The sequence below is a fragment of the Bacteroides sp. AM37-9 genome, assembly GCF_003603455.1.
GTDB lineage: Bacteria > Bacteroidota > Bacteroidia > Bacteroidales > Bacteroidaceae > Bacteroides > Bacteroides xylanisolvens.
Window position 1 is genome coordinate 67163 of sequence record NZ_QTNF01000010.1, and the last position, 21725, is coordinate 88887.

The following is a 21725-nucleotide window of genomic DNA, read 5'->3' on the forward strand; positions in this document are numbered from 1 at the left end:
AATTCTCACTACAGTGAGAATAATCCCTTGCCTGAATAGTCTGAAACAGCGTATTCTGGTTATATTTCTTCCAATGCATAATACTGATAATCGCGAAGTATCGTCTGAAGAAATTTCTCTTGATTACCCTCACGGGGAGTAACGGAAAGTAATTCCTGTACTTTTTTGGCAAGTGCCGTGATACGTCTTGCCCGGTCTTTTTCGCTGGATTCCAAAGTCCGGGTAATTACATTCACTTGTTCGAGAGATAAATCAGCCGATTGCGGATATACCGGATGATAATTTTGGGTCAGATAATCGAATTCATCCAGGCTGACATGTATCTTACGATAGTTTTTCTCTTTAATCACCATAGTGCCGGCAGCTAGATCCCCTAATCGTTGATTGTTCTTATTCAATAAAACGACCAGAAGTCCAAGGCCACTTGTGATGGGACCATCAATTGGGAAAAGAAGCCATCGTAACAGATAAGAGCCGATGCTTGGAGTAGAACCGTCTACTTTTACGACACGGATATTGATGAGTTTTTTGCCAAAGCTCTGTCCGTGATTGAACATCTCGCAAAGAAAAGAATAACCGAGAATCGGTAAATAAACGACGCACAGAAAAAAGAACAAACTGAATCCTGACGGTAAACTTAATTTGGACAAGAGCGTAATAGTGGACAAGATGTAAAGCCCGATCAGAAAATAATCGATGATTAAAGCCATCAGTCGTTCGCCGATACTGGCGGGCGTTTGGCTGATACGAACGAATTGTCCGGTTATTATCGTAGATTCTGCCATTTCAGGTTAAACATTTTTAGGATTCCGTTGCAAATATATCATAATTCTCTTATTTTTGCTTCCGGTTTCGGACAAAACTTATCCGAAATCTATTGAAAAGCATGAAAGAAGTAACGTTTATTCGTCGGAACATTGAAAAATGGAAGGAGACAGAGAAAGTTGTGGAGCGGGCGGCAAGTCTGTCCCCCGACCAACTAGCCGATGCGTATACGGACTTGACAGCTGACCTGGCATTTGCCCAAACACATTTCCCAACTTCCCGTATTACTATTTATCTGAATAATCTGGCTTCAGCGTTGCACAACGAAATCTACCGCAATAAACGCGAGAAGTGGACACGGATTATTACCTTCTGGACACAGGAAGTGCCACGAACCATGCACGATGCACGGCGCGAATTACTGACCTCCTTTTTGATTTTTGTTGCCAGCGCATTAATCGGCGTATTATCAGCAGCGAATGACCCGGATTTTGTCCGGCTGATATTGGGAAACGGTTATGTGGATATGACACTCGACAATATTGCCAATGGGGAGCCGATGGCCGTATATAATGGTTCTTCCGAAGTACCGATGTTCTTGGGCATTACACTTAATAACGTGATGGTCTCTTTCAACTGCTTTGCAATGGGATTGCTGACTAGTTTTGGAACAGGGTATATGCTTCTCTCCAATGGTATCATGGTAGGAGCTTTTCAAACATTCTTTTATCAACACGATTTGTTGTGGGAATCCAGTCTTGCCATCTGGTTGCACGGAACGCTTGAAATCTGGGCGATTATCGTAGCCGGTGCCGCCGGATTGGCTTTGGGCAACGGCTGGCTGTTTCCCGGCACTTATTCCCGACTGGAATCTTTCAGAAGAGGAGCGAAGCGAGGCTTGAAAATAGTGATCGGCACTGTTCCGGTGTTCATTATGGCAGGCTTTATAGAAGGTTTTCTTACCCGGCACACAGAGCTTCCCGATGTGTTGAGGCTTGGCGTGATATTCACTTCTCTGGCATTTATTATATTCTACTATATTTATTTACCAAATAGAAAAAAACATGGAATCACAGAAACCTAAGATTGCGATGTATGTGAAACGTCCTTTCGGTGAGAAGTTGAACGCTTCTTTTGATTTTATAAAAGAGAATTGGAAACAATTGTTTAAGTATTCAACTTATCTGATACTCCCTATATGCTTAATTCAAGCCGCAAACTTTAGTGGTTTAATGGGAAGTATGACAGATATTACTGCTATGCAGGCCTCCGGAGGAATAAGTGATAATCCTTTAGCTGCTCTGGGACCTTCATTTGCACTGAATTATGCAGGAGTTATCTTTTTTTCATGTTTGGGAGCTTTGTTGATGACTTCCTTGATTTATGCGATGGTACGATTGTATAATGAACGGGAAGAACGCCTGAACGGGATTGTATTCGGCGATATAAAATCGTTGTTGCTCCGTAATATTAAAAGACTGTTTTTGATGGGGATCGCCTGCAGCTTTTTATTCATCTTTGCGGTGATCTTTATTGTCTTATTGGCTGTATTGACACCTTTCACACTCATTCTGACCATCCCGCTTTTATTCGCCTTTATGGTTCCTTTGGCATTAATGGCTCCCATCTACTTATTTGAAGACATTTCGTTGGGTGAGGCATTTGCAAAAACATTCCGGTTGGGATTTGCTACCTGGGGAGGCGTCTTTCTAATTTTAATTGTGATGGGGATTATTGCCAGTGTGTTACAAGGAATCGTTTCTATACCCTGGTATGTGATCTATATTGTAAAAATGATCTTTACGATGAGTGACGGAGGTGCAACCTCTTCATCAGTCGGACTGAACTTTGCGCAATATTTGTTCTCTATCCTGATGTTGTATGGTTCTTACTTATCGGCTATATTCGGTATCGTCGGTCTGGTTTATCAGTATGGTCATGCATCGGAAGTGGTGGACAGCATAACGGTAGAAAGTGATATTGACAATTTTGATAAACTCTAAACCAAACCTCTACTAGATGAATCTCACTTCCCCGGCTGATACACTAGTTTGTGATACGGCGCAGATTGCCCTCTGGCAGTCTGATCCGGCATACAACTATAACCGTGAACTGATTACTCCGGAGATGAATGTCTTTGAGTGGATCAGTCGGCAGTTTGGGGAGTTGTTGCGCAAAATATTCGGCAGTCATTTTGCTGAAGAGTATTCAGGGCTTATTCTGGTATGTATTGCCATTCTTCTTTTGTTGCTGATTGTTTGGTTTGTCTATCGGAAACGCCCGGAATTGTTTATGGTCTCGCATAAAAATGTGTTGCCTTATACAGTTGAAGAAGACACCATTTACGGAGTAGATTTTCCGGGAGGGATTGCGGAAGCGCTTTCCCGTCAGAATTACCGGGAAGCAGTACGTTTGCTCTATCTGCAAACTTTGAAACAACTTAGTGACGCTGAACGTATTGACTGGCAACTTTATAAAACGCCTACCCAGTATATCAATGAAGTCCGGCTACCGGCTTTCAGGCAACTGACCAATCATTTCCTGCGGGTACGTTATGGCAACTTTGAGGCGACGGAAGAACTCTTCCGGACAATGCAGGTCTTGCAGGAAGAAATAGAGAAAGGAGGCGTCGCATGAAAGGAAGTCGCTGGTTCATTGTCTTTATTGTCGCTTTTCTATTCATCATGTTTGCAATAGAATATAATTTACCGAAGAATTTTGTGTGGAAGCCCACTTTCGGACATAATGACGAGCAACCTTTCGGATGTGCAGTGTTCGATAGCGTATTGTCTTCTTCTTTGCCACAGGGCTACACTTTTTCGAGGAAAAGCCTCTATCAATTGGAGCAGGAAGATACGACGCAACGCAAAGGTATATTGGTTATCTCTGATAATTTGCGATTGTCGGACGTCGATGTAAACGCTCTGTTGAAAATGGCGGAACGCGGAGATAAGATCATGTTAGTGAGTACCTTGTTCGGCAGATATTTGGAAGATACCTTGCAGTTCAGGTCTTACTATTCTTACTTCAGTCCGATGGCTTTGAAGAAATATGCCACTTCATTTTTGAAAAAAGATAGCTTGCATTGGATAGGAGATTCGACGGTTTATCCCCATCAGACTTTCTATTTTTATCCCCAGTTGTGTTCCTCTTATTTTGGGGGAGATTCACTTCCGGAAAGGGTGTTGGCACAAAGAGTTTTTGAGTCGAATGAGTTCCGGTATGAAACCGAGGCGGACTCGTTGACAACGGATAGTCTTGTTTATATGCCTGTAGCAATGTCCCGTCGGTGGGGGAAAGGAGAAGTTATTTTAGTTTCCACTCCTTTGATTTTTACCAATTACGGAATGTTGGACGGCAAAAATGCAACCTATATCTTCCGTTTGTTGTCGCAGATGGGGAAGCTTCCCATCGTTCGCACGGAGGGGTACATGAAAGAAACGGCACAGGTGCAGCAATCACCTTTCCGTTATTTTCTAGCACATGAACCGCTTCGTTGGGCTTTGTATCTGACGATGATTACCATCATACTCTTTATGATATTCACAGCGAAGAGGCGGCAACGGGTGATCCCTGTTATTCACGAGCCGGCCAATAAATCTCTTGAATTTACCGAACTGATAGGCACGCTTTACTTTCAGAAGAAAGACCACGCGGATTTGGTTCGCAAGAAGTTTTCCTATTTAGCCGAAGAACTTCGGAGAGAGATTCAAGTGGATATTGAAGAAGTGGCCGACGATGAACGCTCTTTCCACCGGATTGCCCGGAAAACCGGAATGGATGCCGGAGAGATTGCTAAATTTATCCGCGAAGTCAGACCCGTGATTTACGGAGGACGTGTTATTGATGCGGAGCAGATGAAGGTATATATCGATAAAATGAATGAAATAATCAATCATATCTAAAGAAGAAATTTATGGAAGAGAATACAGAACAGCGAGTAGATTTAACTCTCTTTTCCGAGAAGATACAAGAGTTGAAAGACCGGATTGCTTCCGTCATAGTAGGGCAGGAGCAGACAGTCGATTTGGTACTGACAGCGATTTTGGCGAATGGACACGTATTGATAGAAGGTGTTCCGGGAGTTGCGAAGACACTGTTGGCCCGTTTGACAGCTCGTCTGATTGATGCAGACTTCAGTCGTGTTCAGTTCACTCCGGACTTAATGCCGAGTGACGTATTAGGTACGACTGTGTTTAATATGAAAACCAACGGTTTTGATTTTCATCAGGGACCGATTTTTGCGGATATTGTATTGGTCGATGAAATCAACCGTGCTCCTGCCAAAACACAGGCTGCCTTGTTTGAGGTAATGGAAGAGCGCCAGATCAGTATTGATGGAACGACTCACCGGATGGGAGATCTTTATACGATTTTGGCTACCCAAAATCCGGTAGAGCAGGAGGGAACATACAAACTTCCCGAAGCACAGCTCGACCGTTTTCTGATGAAGATAACGATGGATTATCCTTCATTGGAAGAGGAAGTGAATATCCTGGAACGTCATCATACCAATGCCGCATTGGTGAAGTTGGACGACATCACTCCCGCTATTACCAAAGAAGAACTGTTGTCGCTTCGTGCTTTTATGAATCAGGTATTTGTAGACCGCACGTTGCTCCAATATATCGCATTGATTGTACAGCAGACCCGTACCAGTAAAGCTGTATATTTGGGAGCTTCTCCACGTGCATCTGTAGCCATGCTGCAATCGTCGAAAGCGTATGCTCTTTTGCAGGGACGTGATTTTGTGACACCGGAAGATATCAAGTTTGTAGCTCCTTATGTACTTCAGCACCGTCTGATCCTGACTGCGGAAGCTGAAATGGAAGGCTATTCACCGGTGAAAGTGACACAACGCTTAATTGATAAAGTGGAAGTACCAAAATGAAAAGATTTATGATTTATGAGTTCTGATTTATGATTTATGATTTGGGCTGCGCGTTGGATGTCTGACACTATTCATAACATAAATCGAAAAAATCATAAATCGTAAATTATAAACTGTACGTAAATTGTAAGTTGAAGAAATCGTAAACCCAAGAAATTATAAATCATAAATCATAAATCATTTGTTTCTAACTCGTCGTTTCTATATTGCCCTTGTCATAGTTATCCTGTTGTTGGGTAGCGGATATGTTTTTGCCCCGTTCTTTGTTATCGGGCAGTGGGCACTCTTTGTCTTGTTTTTGGTGGTACTGGCAGACGTATATTCTCTTTATCGTATTCGTGGAATCCGTGCTTTCCGCCAGTGTGCCGACCGTTTCTCTAATGGCGACGAAAATGAAGTAAGTATTCGGGTAGAAAGTAGTTATCCACATCCTGTATCTTTAGAAATCATAGATGAGATCCCTTTTATCTTTCAGAAACGTGATGTCGACTTTCAGGTGAAGCTTGGAGCAAACGAGGGAAAAACAGTTACCTATCGTCTTCGACCTACTCATCGTGGTGTTTACTCTTTCGGTCATATTAGAGTTTTTGTGACCGGAAAAATCGGCTTTATATCCCGGCGCTATACTTGTGCAGAACCTTTGGATATCAAAGTGTACCCGTCATATCTGATGCTGCATCAATATGAATTGTTGGCAATAAGTGATAATCTGACTGAATTGGGAATAAAGCGTATTCGCCGGGTTGGGCATCATACGGAGTTTGAGCAGATTAAAGAGTATGTAAAGGGGGATGATTACCGTACGATTAACTGGAAAGCAAGTGCCCGCCGGCATGAACTTATGGTGAATGTGTATCAGGACGAACGCTCACAGCAGATTTATAATGTGATCGATAAAGGTAGAGTGATGCAGCAAGCTTTCCGTGGAATGACCTTGCTGGATTATGCAATTAATGCTTCGCTGGTGCTTTCGTATGTTGCTATGCAGAAAGAAGATAAAGCCGGATTAGTGACTTTCGATGAACACTTCGATACTTTTGTGCCTGCTTCCAAGCAATCGGGATATATGCAGACATTGCTGGAAAGTCTTTATAGTCAGCAGACCACTTTCGGGGAGACAGACTTCTCGGCTCTTTGCGTTCATTTGAACAAACATGTCAGTAAGCGTAGCCTGCTGGTACTATATACTAACTTCTCGAGCATAGGAGGAATGAACCGTCAATTATCTTACCTGAAACAACTAAACCGCCAGCACCGTTTGCTCGTAGTCTTTTTTGAAGATGTCGATTTGAAGGAATATATCGCCCAACCGGCAAAAGATACGGAAAGCTACTATCGGCACGTGATTGCAGAAAAGTTCGCTTACGAGAAGCGGCTGATTGTATCTACTTTGAAACAACATGGCATCTATTCTTTATTAACTACACCGGAGAATCTTTCGATTGATGTGATTAATAAGTATCTGGAGATGAAGTCACGACAGTTGCTTTAGACATAAGAACAAAAGAACATATTTTTGTAGTCTTTTGTACTTATGTTCTTTTGTCTGAAAAAATGTCTCAAAGAGTGATGGCTTTCCGTGTTTCCACAAAGAAGAATATAGCCATTCCAATGATGATAATTCCCAGTATCCCATAGAAGAGTCTTGCCCGGTTGCGTCCTACATTCCGGACAATGGTTTGTGCGTTGCGCGTTGTAAAGAACCAGTCCCAGTTCAGCAATGACGCCAGCAGGGAGACGATTCCTGCCAGCGCAAAGATTCCTTGTACGATATATTGTCCGGTCATAGTCTGATCACTCTATTTCCGTCTTCCAGTTCTTCAATCGTTACTTTTACGGCATTTCCCGGAAGTAGTTCTTCTACCAGTTCCGGCCATTCGATAAAGCAGAGAGCACCACTGTAGAAATAGTCTTCGTAGCCCATGTCGTACACTTCACTTAGTTTCTTGATGCGGTAAAAATCGAAGTGATAGATTAATTCTCCGGTTTCGTCCGAACGGTATTCGTTGACAATGGCAAAAGTAGGAGAAGTGATAACATCCGTTACGCCCAATTCTTCGCAGAGCGCTTTGACAAATGTCGTTTTGCCGGCACCCATCTTTCCGTATAAAGCAAATACAGTGTTGTCGCCCATAGCAGCGATAAATTCACGGGCTGCTTCATGGATACTTTCCAGTGATTGAATTTTGATTTCCATATACTATCTATTATTATGACTTTTTCCTGCAACAACTCTTTCCGATTTTACAAACAGCGTAAATCAGGATAGAGAAGAATATGATGGAAGCTCCCGAAGGGACTTTCCAGTGATAAGAAATAAATAATCCACCCAAGCAGCCCAAGAAACCGATGCCGATTGATAACCAGATAATCTTCTTGAAACTATAGGTGAACAAGTTGGCTGTCATCTGTGGAATGGTGAGAAGAGAAATGGCCAATACGATGCCTACCATTCGCAGGCAGGCTACAATTGTCAGCGCAATGAACATCATCAACACATATTCAAATATCTCTACCGGAATCTTTTGCGAACGTGCAAACTCACGGTCAAAAGCAATATATAGGATAGGGCGGATAAACAGATAAAAGAATCCGGTCAGTATTAGTGCCAATATGCCGAGCATCCATAAATCGATTTGGTTGATGGTCAGGATATTGCCAAAGAGGTAAGCCGACAGGTCAGGCGCAAATCCCGGCGACAGGAAGCTGAACATAATTCCGAGTGCCATCCCTAACGTCCAGAATACTGCAATGGCAGAATCTTCGCGCATATCTTTCCGTCTGCTAAGCCACTCGACACCAAAAGCCGATAATACCGAGAAAACGGCTGCCGAGAGTATCGGGGAAATTCCGGCAAACAATCCTAATCCGATCCCTCCGAAAGAAGCATGAGTGATTCCTCCGCTGATAAATACCAGGCGGCGGGTTACGATATATGTACCGATAATCCCACAGGCAATGCTTGCCAGCAGACTTCCCAATAGGGCGTGTTGAAAGAATGTATATTGTAGTAAATCCATCACATCACCTGTCATCTGCCTTTTTTACTTCTACGTTTCTTCTTTCTCCGATAATCAGAAAAACTTCGTCTTTGAGATCATCCGGTAATTCAATGCCACGGAGCTGAAGGCTACGTATCCATCCGGCCACTTCTACATCCAGTGTCGTATACAATACATCCCGAAACATTTCTGTTTCTTCTTCTGTATACGCATCTCCTGCCCTGCCAATGAACTGATCCAGTTCTTCGTCATCGTAATATTCTATTTTTTTGCTGACAGCTGCCAGCAGGCTATCCCGTTCGCATACTTCGTGTTGTCCGCAGCATTCCACATCTACTTCCTTCACTTCCGGCATACGGTCCAGTTCGCCCTTTTCTATTTTCTTTTGCAGTCTTTTGTTGCGGATAATTCCGGCTATCAGCGCAATGACACCCAGCAACACCAGACTTATAATAAGTATCCACATGACAATATAACAGTTACCAATCAATTTTGTGCAAAGTTACTTATAAATTTGCATTCTATCATGTATGCTATCTATTTCTTTCGTACTTTTGTATGTTACCTACAAAATAAACATTGGCGGGTGAATTAAATTTCACCAATCAATGAAAATGACTTAAGATATTTGAAGTACAATGAAGAGAGATTATTTACTATTAGCGTTACTGTTGGTTGGAAACATTACTTTTGCCCAATCTCCTATTGAGAGGGCCTTGAATACAATCAACCGTTCCTCTGCCGAAGCTACTATCAATTTTTTGGCTAGTGATGAATTGCAAGGGCGTGAGGCGGGGTTTCACGGTTCGCGTGTGACTTCGGAATATATTGTTTCTTTGTTGCAATGGATGGGAGTATCGCCTTTGGCTGACAGCTATTTCCAGCCTTTTGATGCTTACCGTAAAGAACGTCAGAAAAAAGGACGTCTGGAAGTACATCCTGATTCCATAGCAAAACTGAAACAGGAAGTTCATCAGAAGCTTACCATGAGGAATGTATTGGGAATGATTCCCGGTAAAAATACCAAAGAATATGTGATTGTGGGGGCTCATTTCGACCATTTAGGTATTGATCCTGTACTTGATGGCGACCAAATATACAATGGTGCTGACGATAATGCTTCCGGTGTATCGGCAGTGCTGCAAATTGCAAGAGCCTTTTTAGCCAGTGGACAGCAACCCGAAAGAAATGTAATCTTTGCTTTTTGGGATGGAGAAGAAAAAGGACTGCTAGGCTCTAAATATTTTGTACAAACTTGTCCTTTCCTATCTCAAATCAAAGGCTATCTGAACTTTGACATGATTGGTCGTAACAACAAACCTCAACAACCCAAACAAGTCGTTTATTTCTACACAGCCGCCCATCCGGTCTTTGGGGATTGGTTGAAAGAGGATATCAGAAAATACGGTTTGCAATTGGAACCGGATTACCGCGCCTGGGAAAATCCGATAGGAGGAAGTGATAACGGTTCGTTTGCCAAAGTAGGTATTCCGATCATCTGGTATCATACGGACGGGCATCCTGATTATCACCAGCCTTCCGATCATGCCGACCGATTGAATTGGGATAAGGTCGTAGAAATCACCAAAGCCTCTTTTCTCAATATGTGGAAGATGGCAAATGAGAAGTCTTTTTAATGAAGCAGATAAAATACAATCCTGATAATTAGCGGGAAAAGTCAGGATTGTATTCCTTATTTTTTGAGTATTCTTTTTAAATAGTCGATAGGTGGCAAATTCACAGTCTCAAAACTTCCTTTATAAAATACAGCAAAATTATTAAAAACACACGGTAACTCTTTTGCTTTCTGTAGCGTATCTACTTGAATAAAAGAAACAGGGACATCATTTGTTTCACAATATTGTTTGATCATTTCAATGTATTTATAGATGTAGGGGCATTGCATATCATAATAAATCGTCAGTTCCTCACTTTCTATTTTCAGATTTTTGGCATTTGGCGCAAATTGCGGTACTGTTCCGTCGAAAGAAAGAGCAAGCAATTCATATCCGTTATCAGTAGTGTCAACCACCTCAAAACCAAATTTCTTTGCAAATGATTGGTCGGAAAGCCAGCTCTTCTGTTTTTTTGCCCCAAGCATACAAATGCCGGATCTACCTTTTTCTTTGGCATCAGCTATACAGTACTCTATTAATGCTTTCCCATATCCGTTTCCTCGGGGGCTACCTAGCACCCATAAACAATACAGATAATAATAGTTGTCGCCGATGACGGGAACCCAAGCTGTTTCAAGAGGGGCATATTCAATAAAAACAGTAGCTTTGGCGTTTAACTTTCTAAAGACATGGCCTTCATTCAGCCGGTCGGAAAGCCATTGCCGTTTTGCTTCAATACCAGGATGAGACTTTTTGCTGCGGATGATGCAGCATAAATGCTCATTAGAAAGATTTTCTGTTGTTAAGTTTGTAAAGTCAGTATTCATATACACCTTTGTTTCAAGTTAGATATTATCAATCGGATAGTGTAGTAATTGTAATACTTGATTAGCCCGGTTGACAGATAAGCAAATACAAATGTAGTGAATTTTGCGGATAATCTCTGTTGGGTGACTATGGAAATCACAAAGACTTTTTATACATCTACAGAGGATGTTGAACGAGAACTCATGCGAATGTAAAACTTCATTGCCTAACTTAGGATTAGATTGACCGCAGTTCTACCTAATCTGGAGCGAGACAATGAAGTTTATAAAAATAAAAAGATAACAGATATATAATATTAAGGTCGATATATTTGTAAACTCAAAGAGTTGTTCTTTTATCTTTTTATTATTCTACAGGTTGTGCGCCAGTGTCGCCTTCAATCTTCCATCCCGGGTTCTGATAAACGACTGAACTTGTAAAATCATTCTTATCCGAGGCTGTCTGACGAAATACAGCCATACCTATCGGATTCAGATAATGAGCAGGTGTAAAGAGGAATCCCTTCTGCCCGGCAATCAGATTATTCTTCGTGATTTTTTCGTATGGAAGAATATATTTACTTAAATCAGGTGAGGACATATTACCTTCTGCCGGATCTACTTTACATAAATCTGCCAGTTGCGTTTCATAGTTGCTTCCCCAGTATAGCATACCTTCTACACGGTAAGGTTTGGATATTAACTGGTCGCATGCACGCCAGCGTTTCAAGTCTTCCCAGCGCAAAGCTTCTGCACAAAGTTCGTTACGGCGTTCACGGCGGATATTATATAACGTCGCGTCTATCAATTGGCCATGAGAATAAGCACCGAAATCGCCTTTAGCCTCTTCGCTCATCTGTGTTGCAGCGATTGTCTTATTATAGTCTTCGTCCACTTTGGCGCGTCGGCGTAAAGCTTTCCAATATCCGTCGGCTGTTCCGTCGATTCTATCATTTTTTTCATACGAAGCTTCCATGTAAATCAACATGGCTTCTGCCGCACGGAAAACAATACCACCTGATGTTCCCGCACTATGGTCATTTGCCATGTGACTGGAGTAGTGTTTGCCTTTTTTGATGATGAATCCGGTTGTTGCCAAACTTCCTTTATCGCCATAAATGAAACGGATTGAGCAATAACTGGGAGTTCCGTCATCACCGTAATAATTCACATCACCTTTATTTTCGGTGTTGGCATCACCCGGCTTTTTGGTAAAGATAACAATGCGTGAATCACGATTCTGTAAAGTGGAATTTACTCCTTCTTTCTCCCAATCGGGATTATAACCGGAACCGGCTGCATAGATGGGAAGTCCATTGCGCATCAGGAACGAATTGACCATGCCACGAGTCCATCCGGAACCACCGCCATTGCGTGCCAACTCCATTTGCAAGTTGCTGGTTACCAATCCTTCCTTGAACTGTTTCCACATCAGTATTTCATCATATCCTTCCATGTTTTCATCGCAGAACATGGTGTAGTAAGGATTGATGGAAACCAGACTGGCGTTCATACCTTCGGGGGTATCGGTATTGTCTGCCAGTTTTCCGACGATATAGTCGCCTACCACTTTTGATGACTTCATTGCTTCATCAAGAAAATAAGCCACTTCTGCATCACTATTAAAACCGCTTACATCTGCGGGATTACCCGGCCATCCTTTTCCACCGGGTACAAAAGCTGTTCCTTTGTGATACTTTTCCCAAGTTGCTTCGAAGAGGGCAACGCGTGCACGTAGCAAGTGAGCTACGTTTTTGCTGATGCGATTCTTGCCACCGGGACTTTTATCAAGCAACAATTCTGTTGCTTTTTGCAAATCGTCCAGAATGAAGCGTGCCACCTTATTACGCGGCTGGCGCTTGCTGGATTCCACCAAAGTCTCTTCTATGTCGGGCAATGCAGTAGTGATAATAGGTAGATCTCCTAAAGAAACCAATAATTTATAATAATTGTATGCCCGGATCACGTACATTTCTCCGATATAATGCTTCACATTATCCTGATTGCCGGTAATAGTGCCTGCTTCGAATTTCGGTAAAGTATTATCAAAGAAATAGTTGCAGGTTCGTATTTTGCTCCAGTCCCATTCGCCTTCACCAGACGGCACCTTCTTTTGCCCGGGTATCCAGAAGGCCGGTGAGTCACCACTGGCTTGGTTATCAGTATCATTATCTTTGCCGAAGAAATTGATGCCATACGCATCGGTCACTGTTTCAAATGGGTAAGCATTGATTGTGTATGCAGCCAGATCACTTTCGGATGCAAAATATTTTTCGGGAATTACTTTATCCAGTGGTTCCCTGTCGAGAAAATCATTGCAACCGGTCAGTCCGCCCAATAGCAATGTTCCTATTGTCAAAAGTTTAATATGTTTTTTCATAATCGTTTATCATTTAAAATGTTGCACTTAAACCGAATGATACAGTCTTGGATAGCGGATAGGTACATCCGTCCCAGTTACCGATGCCAACAGTTTCGGGGTCAAACGTATCGGCCAGACTGGTAATAGTAAATAAATTCTCTGCTGAAACAAAGAATCGCAGATTGTTTACGCAGAATTTTTCTGTCAAAGATTTAGGTAATGTATAACCTAAAGTAACGTTTTTCAGACGGCAGTAAGCCGCATTTTGCAAATATCGGGTCTGTGGATTACGGTTTCTATCATTCTCGAGAGGACGCGGATAATAACCACCCAGGTTAGCTCCTAGCGGATTAGTCGTATCTTCTCCGCGGAAATAGTCCAGATGAGGTTTGAAAAAGTTGGTTTGCCAGTAGCCTACTGCTCCCCAGAACATTGTAGAACCACTCCCCGGCATATAATCACGTTTCATCGTTCCTTGGAAAAATAATTTAAGGTCGAACCCTTTCCAGGCGGCATCCAGATTCAAACCAAAGTTGTAGCGTGGTGTACTGTTGCCTATTTTCTTCAAATCACCATGATCAGCCAGTGTTTTGTTACCTCTGCTGATCTGGCCGTCACCGTTCAAATCCGCATACATGATGTCACCTGCTCCCCAGCCGGAACCGAGTACATCCTGTGCGCCATTGGGCATACCGGCCAAATGATCTTTCATCTCTTGATCGGTCTTTGCGATGCCGATTGTTTGGAATCCCCATATATCACCTACGTGAGCGCCTGCATAATACGTATTATTATTGTCTTTATCTAAAATTGTGTTTGACGGATTGGGGTATTTATCAATAACCACTTGATTGTCTGACAAAGATAAGGTAACTCCATACTTAAAGTCGCGTATCTGGTCGCGCCAGTTCACCTGTATTTCCCAACCTTTGGAAGTCATATCGAGGTTGTTTACTTTGGGAACGGCAATGCCTAAGAGATTGGGTAGTTCGGGGGCGGGGCCTACCATGTTTTTAGATTTACGCTGGAAATAGTCGAATGTTACATTCAAACGATTGTTGAGCATAGATAAGTCGAAACCTAAATCCAGTGTTTGTGTCTTTTCCCATGTCAGTAAGGAAGATACCAGCGCGGATTCTTTGGAAATATTTGGTTTTACGCCATTTACTAGCCAACTGCCTAGTGCGTAATTGCCCCATTGGTCTTTGTTAATATCAATAGTTCGATAGAATGGATACCAGTTATCTGTGTTTTGGTTGCCCAATTCACCCCATGAACCACGTATCTTGAATGTGCTGATTAAATCGGTCAGATCTTCAAAAAATGCTTCACGGGCCATGTTCCATCCTAAGGAGAATGATGGGAATAGATTCCAGCGGTTATCTCGAAGGAAACGTGAAGTGCCGTCATATCTCATATTTACTTCAGCCAGATAACGTCCTTTGTAGTCGTAATTAACACGTCCGAAGAAGCCGGCTGTAGCCCATTCGGAGTACCCTCCTCTGTTTTGTGCATTTGTCTGCGTGGTGTTCAAGGTAGCCACTTCCGACATGATACCGTCTTGGGAAGCGGTAATATCACGTTGTTTGAATAGTTCGCTCTGAAAACCCAGCATCACTTTAAAGTTGTGCCCGCTTTCTAATGATTTGCCGTATTCGGTAAAGATGTTCGGATTGAAGAAATTACTCTTATAAGCATATTCTGTAACGCTGGAAGTTTGATTGGCAATAATGTAGGGATTTTTACTCACATCATAACCATAAACGGTTTGATAATCGGTATGGTCGAAATTATAGTTGGAACGGTAGTTCAATTCTACGTTAATTTTCCAGTCTTTGATGGGTTCCACGATGAAAGCAAGCTGGTGTGCCATCACGTCTTTTTGTGATTTATATCGGCCTCCTTCTGTTAATTGGTAAATCTTGGATTCGACAGTATAGAATCCGTTTGGGTCTACTACCGGAATGACAGGCCAGTAGCGACATACATCGAAATAGAATACATTACTTTTGATATCGCCTCCGGCAAATGAAGGAGCTTCATAATCCGTCCGGTTAAAACGCATACTATAACTTATTTTCAACCATTTGGTTAAGTCCGCATTGATTTTTGCAGTAAAGGAGTAGCGTTGTTTGTTATCATCTCCAAACTTCAAGAGACCTCCTTGGTCCAGATAATTCGCAGAAAGATAATATTGTATTTTATCCGTTCCACCATTTACGCTCAATGAATGCTCGTGGGTAAAGCTATTGCCAAATAACGTTTTTAACCAGTCGGTATTGCCGGTAGGCATCACGTCTTGCCGTTGGGGATCATCGAATGAATTCCATCTTCCCGCATCGGTCGGCCACATATATTGTGTGCTTTTTCCTGCCTGAAAATCCAGAATTTGTTGAAGTTTGGTGGCGCTATACATGGGAGTCTGTCCACCATTAGTTAACTGGTCATTGACTGCCAGAGCAAAATTGTATGAATCCGCCATTTCAGGCATATTCAAGGGAGATACAAAACGGAAGTTGTTATTATAGTTAACTACCGTTTTTCCCGATTTACCTTTCTTTGTTGTAATCAGGATGACTCCACCTGGTGCCCGCGAGCCATAAATGGAGGAAGCGGCTGCATCTTTCAGTACAGAAATATTCTCAATATCCTGTGGATTGATGGCGTTCATGTCTCCCTCCATACCGTCAATGAGCACCAATGGTTCTACCTTTGAACCAGCTCCAATTGTTCCAACACCACGAATATTGAATTTTTTGTCTGAACCTAAGGAGCCACCACCATCACCAGTAGAGATATTCATACCCGGAACCATACCTTGCAAAGCTTCTATGGTAGAGTTAACGGGACGTGCCGAAATTTCTTTTGCTCCTACCGTAGATACAGATCCTGTTACATTCACTTTCTTTTGTGTACCAAAAGCAACCACAACAACTTCATCCAATGTTTGTGTATTGTCTTTAAGGATGATATTCAATGATTGTCCTGTGAATTTGATTTCTTGAGTCTGATAACCAACAAAAGAGACTACAATAATATCTCCGGTTTTTACATTGTTTAAAGAGAAGTCACCGTTGATTCCGGTGATTGTACCGTTCGTCGTACCTTTGGCTACGACGGATGCACCGATGATGGTTTCACCTGCTGCATCTTTTACTACACCCTTACAAGTAGTACCCTGTTGTACAACGGAAACTTTTAGAGTGCTTTCACCAGTTTCCGGATAAGCTGCTTCTACTGACATTGTCAGTAGGAACAACAACATACTAACTGACTTTAGTTGTTTTAACATAGCATTGAATTTAGAGTTTTTCCTAGAATCCGGAATTACTTTTAATAAGTTCTTTCAGAACTTATTCCGTGCGTAAAACGTTGGATTCAAAGCCTTAAATTCAAAAAAAGAGTCATCTTTTAAGCGATCTTTTCTACTTGTTTTATACCCATTTTATATCTATTTCGTACCTGTTTGTGTTAGATGAAATAACAAGGATGATGAAATAAACAAGTAGTTTCATTTCAATATGAAGATAAAATACGGCTTTGGGTATTCTTAAAAAGAAAAAATGAATGAGAATTTGATATTATTTTTGAAAATACATGCTATGTATTAAAATATATTATATATTTGTGCCGTTAATTCTAATTTTATAAACCATCCTAGTTCTGAAAGAACTTATTTTTTCATCATTGATTACTGAACCCTAAAAGTGTCCTCCAATTGTAAGAGAGCTGTTTATTTGTGAGTTAGCTATTATCATTAATATGATTCCCGTATAGACTTATATACATAACTAGAATTTGGTAGATACCAATATCTGTATAAACAGTTGGGGCAGGTGTTTTTTTATTAGATTTACTTAGACAAATATGTGTTGGCTATGGAGTATCTATCATTACATCCGGCAATAAATAGCAGATGGCAACAGACGAAACAGGATAGTTACATATCTCCATCTTTTGGAAATGAAAGCTACTTTTTTCTTTTTAGAAATAGCCTTTTTAATTTGTTTCACAGCTTTATCAACGGGAGTAACCCAAAACAATCCTTCTCCTTTTGCCATAGCGGTGTCTACAAATCCGGGACGAATATCGGTAGTGTAAATAGAATAAGGAGATTTAGTTGCTTTTTGTCGTAATCCTTCCATATAGTTGATTTGATAGGCTTTCGACGCATTGTAGGCGGGAGCGATGCCACTGCCGCGTGTACCTCCAACAGAGGAAATAGTAACCAGATGCCCGCTTTTTTGCTGTTCGAAATATCGGAAACCCCAGTCTGCGATGTTGGTGAATCCTATCACGTTCGTTAGTAAGGTAGGTTCTTCCAATTGGTAGGAGAGTTCGGGATTTAGTTCTCCGGTCCCGGCACAGATAATCAATATATCCATTCCACCCATCTTTTGAGTGAGAGTTTTGAGGGATGAAATGGTAGCTTGTGTATCGGTGATGTCGCACACTTGATAGAATAGTTTGTCTTTGTCCCGGGCGCATACCTCTTCTAATAGATTTTCCCTGCGACCGGTAATGCCGATAAGATAATCTTCTTGAGAATAGACTTCTGCCAATCCGCGACCGATGCCGGAAGTTGCACCTATAATTATAATTTTTTTCATGAAATACAATATACTTTGTTTGCCCGCAAAAGTAAGGGTAGGGAATAAATAAACTCTTGATTGAAATCAAGAATTTATTTTTGTACGACTTTTCTTCGGATACGACTTAATGTTTCGGGACGAATCAGAAGATAGGAAGCCAGTTCTTTTAAAGTTATCAGTTTCAGTAAGTCGGGACAACAGTTGATAATTTCAAGATAGCGTTCTTCCGGTGTCAGGCTGTACATTGAAATCATCCGGTCGTAGACTTCCCACAATAACGTTTCTGCGATGCGACGCCCCAATTTTTGGTGAGCGTCGTTGGTATCGTAGAAGTCTGCCATTTGCTGATAATTGATTACGTATACCGAGCAGTCACACAAGGCTTGTATATCTACATTTGATTTGTCCTGTAACTGAAAAGCCGGATAGTTGCCAACAAAAGAATGATCGAAAGTATAGCCTACAATGCTGTTTTCGCCTACACTGTTGGTACAACAGTACCGGAAAGAACCGGAACTGACGAACCCCATTGTTTTGCATACTTCTCCCTGGCGGGAAAAGTAGTCTCCTTTCTTATAATAGGTCTGCTTCCCCTGTTGTAATACAAAATCTACAATAGGGGAGTAGTTGATGTGGGAAGTATATTTGTTGAAATCTTCCACAGCGTATGAAAATTAGCCTTCGTTTATAACCTGAAATCCGGCCTGTTTCAAATCTTCCCAATATCCGGGATATGATTTGGTAACGACTTGCGGATTGGCAATAAGTAAATTGGGATGGCGGATAATTGCCGGTGCAAATGCCATTGCCATCCGATGGTCTTCGTAGGTTTCAATCACCGGAGTTTCTTCCGGTTCACATCGTTCGCCATTCCACATTAATATACTGTCATTTTCTTCCTTGATCATATATCCCAGCTTTTTAAGCTCGGCTCGCAGGGCGGCAATACGGTCAGTCTCTTTTATTTTCAGGCTTTGTAATCCGGTGAAACGGAAAGGGATATTCAGCAAGGCACAGGTAACAACGAATGTCTGTGCCAAATCCGGAATGTCGACAAAGTCTTCTTCCAGTCTTTCCGGCGCTTTGCCTGTTTTTTTCAGTTTCACACCTTGCGATGTAAATTCGGTAGTTATACCTAAGCGTGAGAAAACTTCTGCTCCCCGGCTATCTCCCTGATAACTGTTATGAAACAACCCCAATAATTCAATTTCTGCTTTGGGAGATAGGGCGGCAATCTGATACCAATAGGAAGCTGCGCTCCAGTCATTTTCCACTTTGAAAGGAATGCTCTGATAGAGTTGTGGAGCAACGGAAATGCTACTGGGAGAAGTCCATGCGGCTTTGGCTCCAAAGTCCTGCATCAGTTGCAATGTAAGATTGATATAAGGACGGGAAATTATCTCACCGCTTAAATGCAAAGTCAAACCGTCTTTGAGTGCCGGACCTATCATCAATAGAGCAGATATATATTGGGAACTGACATTTCCTTTCAGTGTTATTTCGTTTCCTTTCAATTCTGCACCTTTGATGCGGAGGGGAGGATATCCTTCATTGCGGGTATACTCTATTTCAGCTCCTAATTCCCGAAGCGCATTGACTAATATCTGTATCGGACGTTGCTGCATACGGGCTGTTCCTGTGATTGTCCGTTCCCCCGGGGTCACACTTAAATAGGCGGTAAGGAAACGCATAGCAGTGCCCGCAGCCATGATGTCAATCGTCTCTTTCCCTTCGGTGAGAGCTTTTATCATCACCTGTGTATCGTCACAATCGGACAGGTTTTCAGGAGGATAAATACCTTTGCCCAGCGCATTGATGATTAATGCACGATTACTGATACTTTTAGAAGCCGGCAACTGGATAGTTGCTGTTACTACTGAAGGAGGGATGAGTTTATAGAGCATCATTTCTTGATCTATTCTTTGTTATGGTGTACAAAAGTAGAGATTTATTCGGAGACTTCCAACTGGTTTTGACTCTTGGCTAGGGAGTTGAGTCAATATCTGTATCTTCTTATTTATTCTTTTTACCATTAACAATGATTTGTATGGAAAGAAATTTTATATTTGCAATATACTAATAATAAGCTCACGAAACTAAAATCGTTGTGTGCCTTATTGTTTTATATTGATAAAATAGCAATAAATTAAAATGAAAATACCGAATATACGTTTACTCAACCAGCAGTTATTAAGTCCTCTTTTCTCTCAACCCAAGGAACTTGTGTCCTGGATGGGAGCTATGCAGGCACAGAATTATTCCATGGTTAAATGGGCAGTAGGAATGCGTTTGAAGTCAGCAACGATTCAGACAGTGGAAAAAGCGCTCCGTGATGGTGAAATCCTGCGGACTCATGTAATGCGTCCGACATGGCATCTCGTAGCAGCAGAAGATATCCGGTGGATGTTGAAACTTTCCGCCGGGCGTATTATATCTGCTAATGAGTCTTATGCGAAAGGGCATGACTTGGAAATTTCTGAAGAACTCTATACGAAAAGTCATAATCTGTTGGAGAAAATTCTTTGTGGGAAGAAAAGCCTGACGAGGCAGGAGATTGCCGAGCATTTTAACCGTTCGGGGATTGTAGCGGATAATCATCGTATGACCCGCTTTATGGCTCGTGCGGAGCAGGTGGGGATTGTATGTAGTGGGGAAGATAAAGGAAGTAAATGTACGTATGCGCTTTTGGAAGAGCGTGTTCCACCGGTGCCGGAATTGACCAAAGATGAATCTTTGGCTCGTTTGGCTAGAAGCTATTTTCGTAGTCATGCTCCTGCTGTTTTGCAAGATTTTGTCTGGTGGTCGGGGCTGCCTATTACAGATGCACGTCAAGCTATTTATTTGATTGATTCGGAATTAACGGCAGAAGAATGGAATGGACAGACATGGTATATTCATGAAGATTGCCGGACTCGTGGAAAAGTTACCGGCAGTTTGCATCTTCTTCCTTCTTATGATGAATATTTGCTTGGCTATAAAGACCGGACAGACGTTTTACCTAAAGAGCATTACTCGAAAGCATTTACCAATAATGGTCTGTTTTATCCGATTGTTCTTCATGAAGGACAAGTGATAGGAAACTGGGATAAGTCTGTTAAAAAGAGAGGCTCATTGATAGAACATTCATGGTTCCGGTTGGATGATTGTGTTGATGAAGGTGCGTTGGACCGTGAGAAAGATAAGTATATACGGTTTTGGCGATAATATATGAAAAAACGTATATTTTATCGTTGTATAATTCTATATATGCAGTATATATTTAGGCATGAGTTGAAAATGAGAAGGATTTGCTGTTTTCGAATTTAGAAAAGAAATAAATCGATTGCGTTTTGGGACAATTTGTTTTAGTCTGCGTCTTTTATAGAATAGATGTATAGAACTTGCCTTTGTTTTGTCTCAATTTGATATGTGGAGTGTTGGCTGTTTCAGGTGTAGGTTAGCTCTGGGATAGCACTTAAAATAAAGTTTTATATGCTCCTTTTAAAGGAATAAAGTGTTTCTCACCGATCAATGAGTCGTTCCTTTAAAAGGAACTGGTTATTCCTTTTAAAGAAACGATTGTCAATAAGTTTATTTATAGTGTATCTTTTGACTGTTTTTGAATAAAAAACTCCTCTGAAACTGTATATTCTTGCATTATTTTATACAACAGAACTGCTGGAAGAGGAAATCCGTGTGATGCTATTTATAC

General features: G+C 41.6%; 19 protein-coding genes. 8 read left to right on the plus strand and 11 right to left on the minus strand.

Annotated elements, in window-relative coordinates:
* Nucleotides 1–59 precede the first annotated feature (59 nt).
* Nucleotides 60–785 (minus strand): RDD family protein, encoded by a 726-nt coding sequence (locus DW862_RS08940; protein WP_008025064.1) that lies wholly within the window; start codon nucleotides 783–785, stop codon nucleotides 60–62.
* A gap of 101 nt (nucleotides 786–886) precedes the next feature.
* Here DW862_RS08940 and DW862_RS08945 point away from each other — a divergent pair, with 101 nt between their 5' ends.
* The 6 genes from DW862_RS08945 to DW862_RS08970 all read left to right on the plus strand — a co-directional run bounded on the left by DW862_RS08945 (nucleotide 887) and on the right by DW862_RS08970 (nucleotide 7148).
* The gene (locus tag DW862_RS08945) at nucleotides 887–1849 is read left to right on the plus strand and encodes a stage II sporulation protein M (RefSeq protein ID WP_004306579.1); all 963 of its coding nucleotides are present in this window, start codon (nucleotides 887–889) and stop codon (nucleotides 1847–1849) included.
* On the plus strand, nucleotides 1830–2768 hold the full coding sequence (locus DW862_RS08950) for a hypothetical protein (protein ID WP_004316290.1): 939 nt from the start codon (nucleotides 1830–1832) through the stop codon (nucleotides 2766–2768). Before DW862_RS08945 ends, DW862_RS08950 begins: the two co-directional genes overlap by 20 nt.
* A gap of 16 nt (nucleotides 2769–2784) precedes the next feature.
* Nucleotides 2785–3402, plus strand: coding sequence for a DUF4129 domain-containing protein (locus tag DW862_RS08955; protein WP_008640840.1), 618 nt, complete (start codon nucleotides 2785–2787; stop codon nucleotides 3400–3402).
* Nucleotides 3399–4670: a DUF4350 domain-containing protein gene (locus tag DW862_RS08960; protein WP_120067869.1), complete on the plus strand. Its 1272-nt coding sequence runs from the start codon at nucleotides 3399–3401 to the stop codon at nucleotides 4668–4670. The genes DW862_RS08955 and DW862_RS08960 overlap by 4 nt, the downstream gene beginning before the upstream one ends.
* Nucleotides 4671–4681: 11 nt before the next feature.
* Nucleotides 4682–5656 carry a MoxR family ATPase gene (locus tag DW862_RS08965; RefSeq protein WP_004306583.1) on the plus strand — a complete coding sequence of 325 codons (975 nt, stop codon included), beginning with the start codon at nucleotides 4682–4684 and terminating at the stop codon, nucleotides 5654–5656.
* Between the two features lie 181 nt (nucleotides 5657–5837).
* Nucleotides 5838–7148, plus strand: coding sequence for a DUF58 domain-containing protein (locus DW862_RS08970; RefSeq protein ID WP_120067872.1), 1311 nt, complete (start codon nucleotides 5838–5840; stop codon nucleotides 7146–7148).
* A 67-nt stretch (nucleotides 7149–7215) separates the two neighbouring features.
* Here DW862_RS08970 and DW862_RS08975 read toward each other — a convergent pair whose 3' ends face one another.
* Genes DW862_RS08975 through DW862_RS08990 form a run of 4 tightly spaced genes read right to left on the minus strand, consistent with a single transcriptional unit; the run spans nucleotide 7216 to nucleotide 9124 of the window.
* Nucleotides 7216–7443, minus strand: a complete 228-nt coding sequence (locus DW862_RS08975) for an immunity 17 family protein (RefSeq protein ID WP_004307942.1) — start codon at nucleotides 7441–7443, stop codon at nucleotides 7216–7218.
* A complete protein-coding gene (gene tsaE, locus DW862_RS08980) occupies nucleotides 7440–7853 on the minus strand; it encodes a tRNA (adenosine(37)-N6)-threonylcarbamoyltransferase complex ATPase subunit type 1 TsaE (RefSeq protein WP_004307943.1) in 414 nt (137 codons plus the stop codon). Before tsaE ends, DW862_RS08975 begins: the two co-directional genes overlap by 4 nt.
* A gap of 13 nt (nucleotides 7854–7866) precedes the next feature.
* Complete coding sequence (locus DW862_RS08985) at nucleotides 7867–8676, minus strand: metal ABC transporter permease (protein WP_120067918.1); 810 nt, start codon at nucleotides 8674–8676, stop codon at nucleotides 7867–7869.
* Between the two features lie 4 nt (nucleotides 8677–8680).
* Entirely contained in the window at nucleotides 8681–9124 is a 444-nt protein-coding gene (locus tag DW862_RS08990) for a phospholipase (protein WP_120067874.1), read from the minus strand.
* 172 nt (nucleotides 9125–9296) lie between these two features.
* On the opposite strand from DW862_RS08990, the gene DW862_RS08995 reads away from it, so the two are divergent.
* On the plus strand, nucleotides 9297–10295 hold the full coding sequence (locus DW862_RS08995) for a M28 family metallopeptidase (protein ID WP_061447771.1): 999 nt from the start codon (nucleotides 9297–9299) through the stop codon (nucleotides 10293–10295).
* Nucleotides 10296–10351: 56 nt separating this feature from the next.
* Here DW862_RS08995 and DW862_RS09000 read toward each other — a convergent pair whose 3' ends face one another.
* The 6 genes from DW862_RS09000 to aroA form a co-directional block, all read right to left on the minus strand.
* On the minus strand, nucleotides 10352–11101 hold the full coding sequence (locus DW862_RS09000; RefSeq protein ID WP_004299279.1) for an N-acetyltransferase: 750 nt from the start codon (nucleotides 11099–11101) through the stop codon (nucleotides 10352–10354).
* A gap of 346 nt (nucleotides 11102–11447) precedes the next feature.
* On the minus strand, nucleotides 11448–13460 hold the full coding sequence (locus DW862_RS09005; RefSeq protein ID WP_120067876.1) for a RagB/SusD family nutrient uptake outer membrane protein: 2013 nt from the start codon (nucleotides 13458–13460) through the stop codon (nucleotides 11448–11450).
* A 13-nt stretch (nucleotides 13461–13473) separates the two neighbouring features.
* Nucleotides 13474–16707, minus strand: a complete 3234-nt coding sequence (locus tag DW862_RS09010; protein ID WP_120067878.1) for a TonB-dependent receptor — start codon at nucleotides 16705–16707, stop codon at nucleotides 13474–13476.
* Nucleotides 16708–17335: 628 nt separating this feature from the next.
* On the minus strand, nucleotides 17336–18052 hold the full coding sequence (locus DW862_RS09015; protein WP_015531366.1) for an SDR family NAD(P)-dependent oxidoreductase: 717 nt from the start codon (nucleotides 18050–18052) through the stop codon (nucleotides 17336–17338).
* Nucleotides 18053–18126: 74 nt separating this feature from the next.
* Complete coding sequence (locus tag DW862_RS09020; protein WP_120067880.1) at nucleotides 18127–18696, minus strand: Crp/Fnr family transcriptional regulator; 570 nt, start codon at nucleotides 18694–18696, stop codon at nucleotides 18127–18129.
* A 12-nt stretch (nucleotides 18697–18708) separates the two neighbouring features.
* Nucleotides 18709–19938, minus strand: a complete 1230-nt coding sequence (gene aroA / locus DW862_RS09025; protein WP_165861903.1) for a 3-phosphoshikimate 1-carboxyvinyltransferase — start codon at nucleotides 19936–19938, stop codon at nucleotides 18709–18711.
* Nucleotides 19939–20185: 247 nt separating this feature from the next.
* Here aroA and DW862_RS09030 point away from each other — a divergent pair, with 247 nt between their 5' ends.
* Complete coding sequence (locus DW862_RS09030; RefSeq protein WP_007757852.1) at nucleotides 20186–21238, plus strand: winged helix DNA-binding domain-containing protein; 1053 nt, start codon at nucleotides 20186–20188, stop codon at nucleotides 21236–21238.
* The last annotated feature ends 487 nt before the right edge of the window (nucleotides 21239–21725 follow it).

Coding starts and splice junctions, on each gene's coding strand:
- aroA (WP_165861903.1), bottom strand. CDS start 19,938: ATGCTCTATAAACTCATCCCTCCTTCAGTAGTAACAGCAACTATCCAG.
- DW862_RS08940 (WP_008025064.1), bottom strand. CDS start 785: ATGGCAGAATCTACGATAATAACCGGACAATTCGTTCGTATCAGCCAA.
- DW862_RS08965 (WP_004306583.1), top strand. CDS start 4,682: ATGGAAGAGAATACAGAACAGCGAGTAGATTTAACTCTCTTTTCCGAG.
- DW862_RS08950 (WP_004316290.1), top strand. CDS start 1,830: ATGGAATCACAGAAACCTAAGATTGCGATGTATGTGAAACGTCCTTTC.
- DW862_RS08955 (WP_008640840.1), top strand. CDS start 2,785: ATGAATCTCACTTCCCCGGCTGATACACTAGTTTGTGATACGGCGCAG.
- DW862_RS09010 (WP_120067878.1), bottom strand. CDS start 16,707: ATGTTGTTGTTCCTACTGACAATGTCAGTAGAAGCAGCTTATCCGGAA.
- DW862_RS09030 (WP_007757852.1), top strand. CDS start 20,186: ATGAAAATACCGAATATACGTTTACTCAACCAGCAGTTATTAAGTCCT.
- DW862_RS08975 (WP_004307942.1), bottom strand. CDS start 7,443: ATGACCGGACAATATATCGTACAAGGAATCTTTGCGCTGGCAGGAATC.
- DW862_RS08985 (WP_120067918.1), bottom strand. CDS start 8,676: ATGGATTTACTACAATATACATTCTTTCAACACGCCCTATTGGGAAGT.
- DW862_RS09000 (WP_004299279.1), bottom strand. CDS start 11,101: ATGAATACTGACTTTACAAACTTAACAACAGAAAATCTTTCTAATGAG.
- DW862_RS08960 (WP_120067869.1), top strand. CDS start 3,399: ATGAAAGGAAGTCGCTGGTTCATTGTCTTTATTGTCGCTTTTCTATTC.
- DW862_RS08990 (WP_120067874.1), bottom strand. CDS start 9,124: ATGTGGATACTTATTATAAGTCTGGTGTTGCTGGGTGTCATTGCGCTG.
- DW862_RS08945 (WP_004306579.1), top strand. CDS start 887: ATGAAAGAAGTAACGTTTATTCGTCGGAACATTGAAAAATGGAAGGAG.
- DW862_RS08995 (WP_061447771.1), top strand. CDS start 9,297: ATGAAGAGAGATTATTTACTATTAGCGTTACTGTTGGTTGGAAACATT.
- DW862_RS09015 (WP_015531366.1), bottom strand. CDS start 18,052: ATGAAAAAAATTATAATTATAGGTGCAACTTCCGGCATCGGTCGCGGA.
- DW862_RS09005 (WP_120067876.1), bottom strand. CDS start 13,460: ATGAAAAAACATATTAAACTTTTGACAATAGGAACATTGCTATTGGGC.
- tsaE (WP_004307943.1), bottom strand. CDS start 7,853: ATGGAAATCAAAATTCAATCACTGGAAAGTATCCATGAAGCAGCCCGT.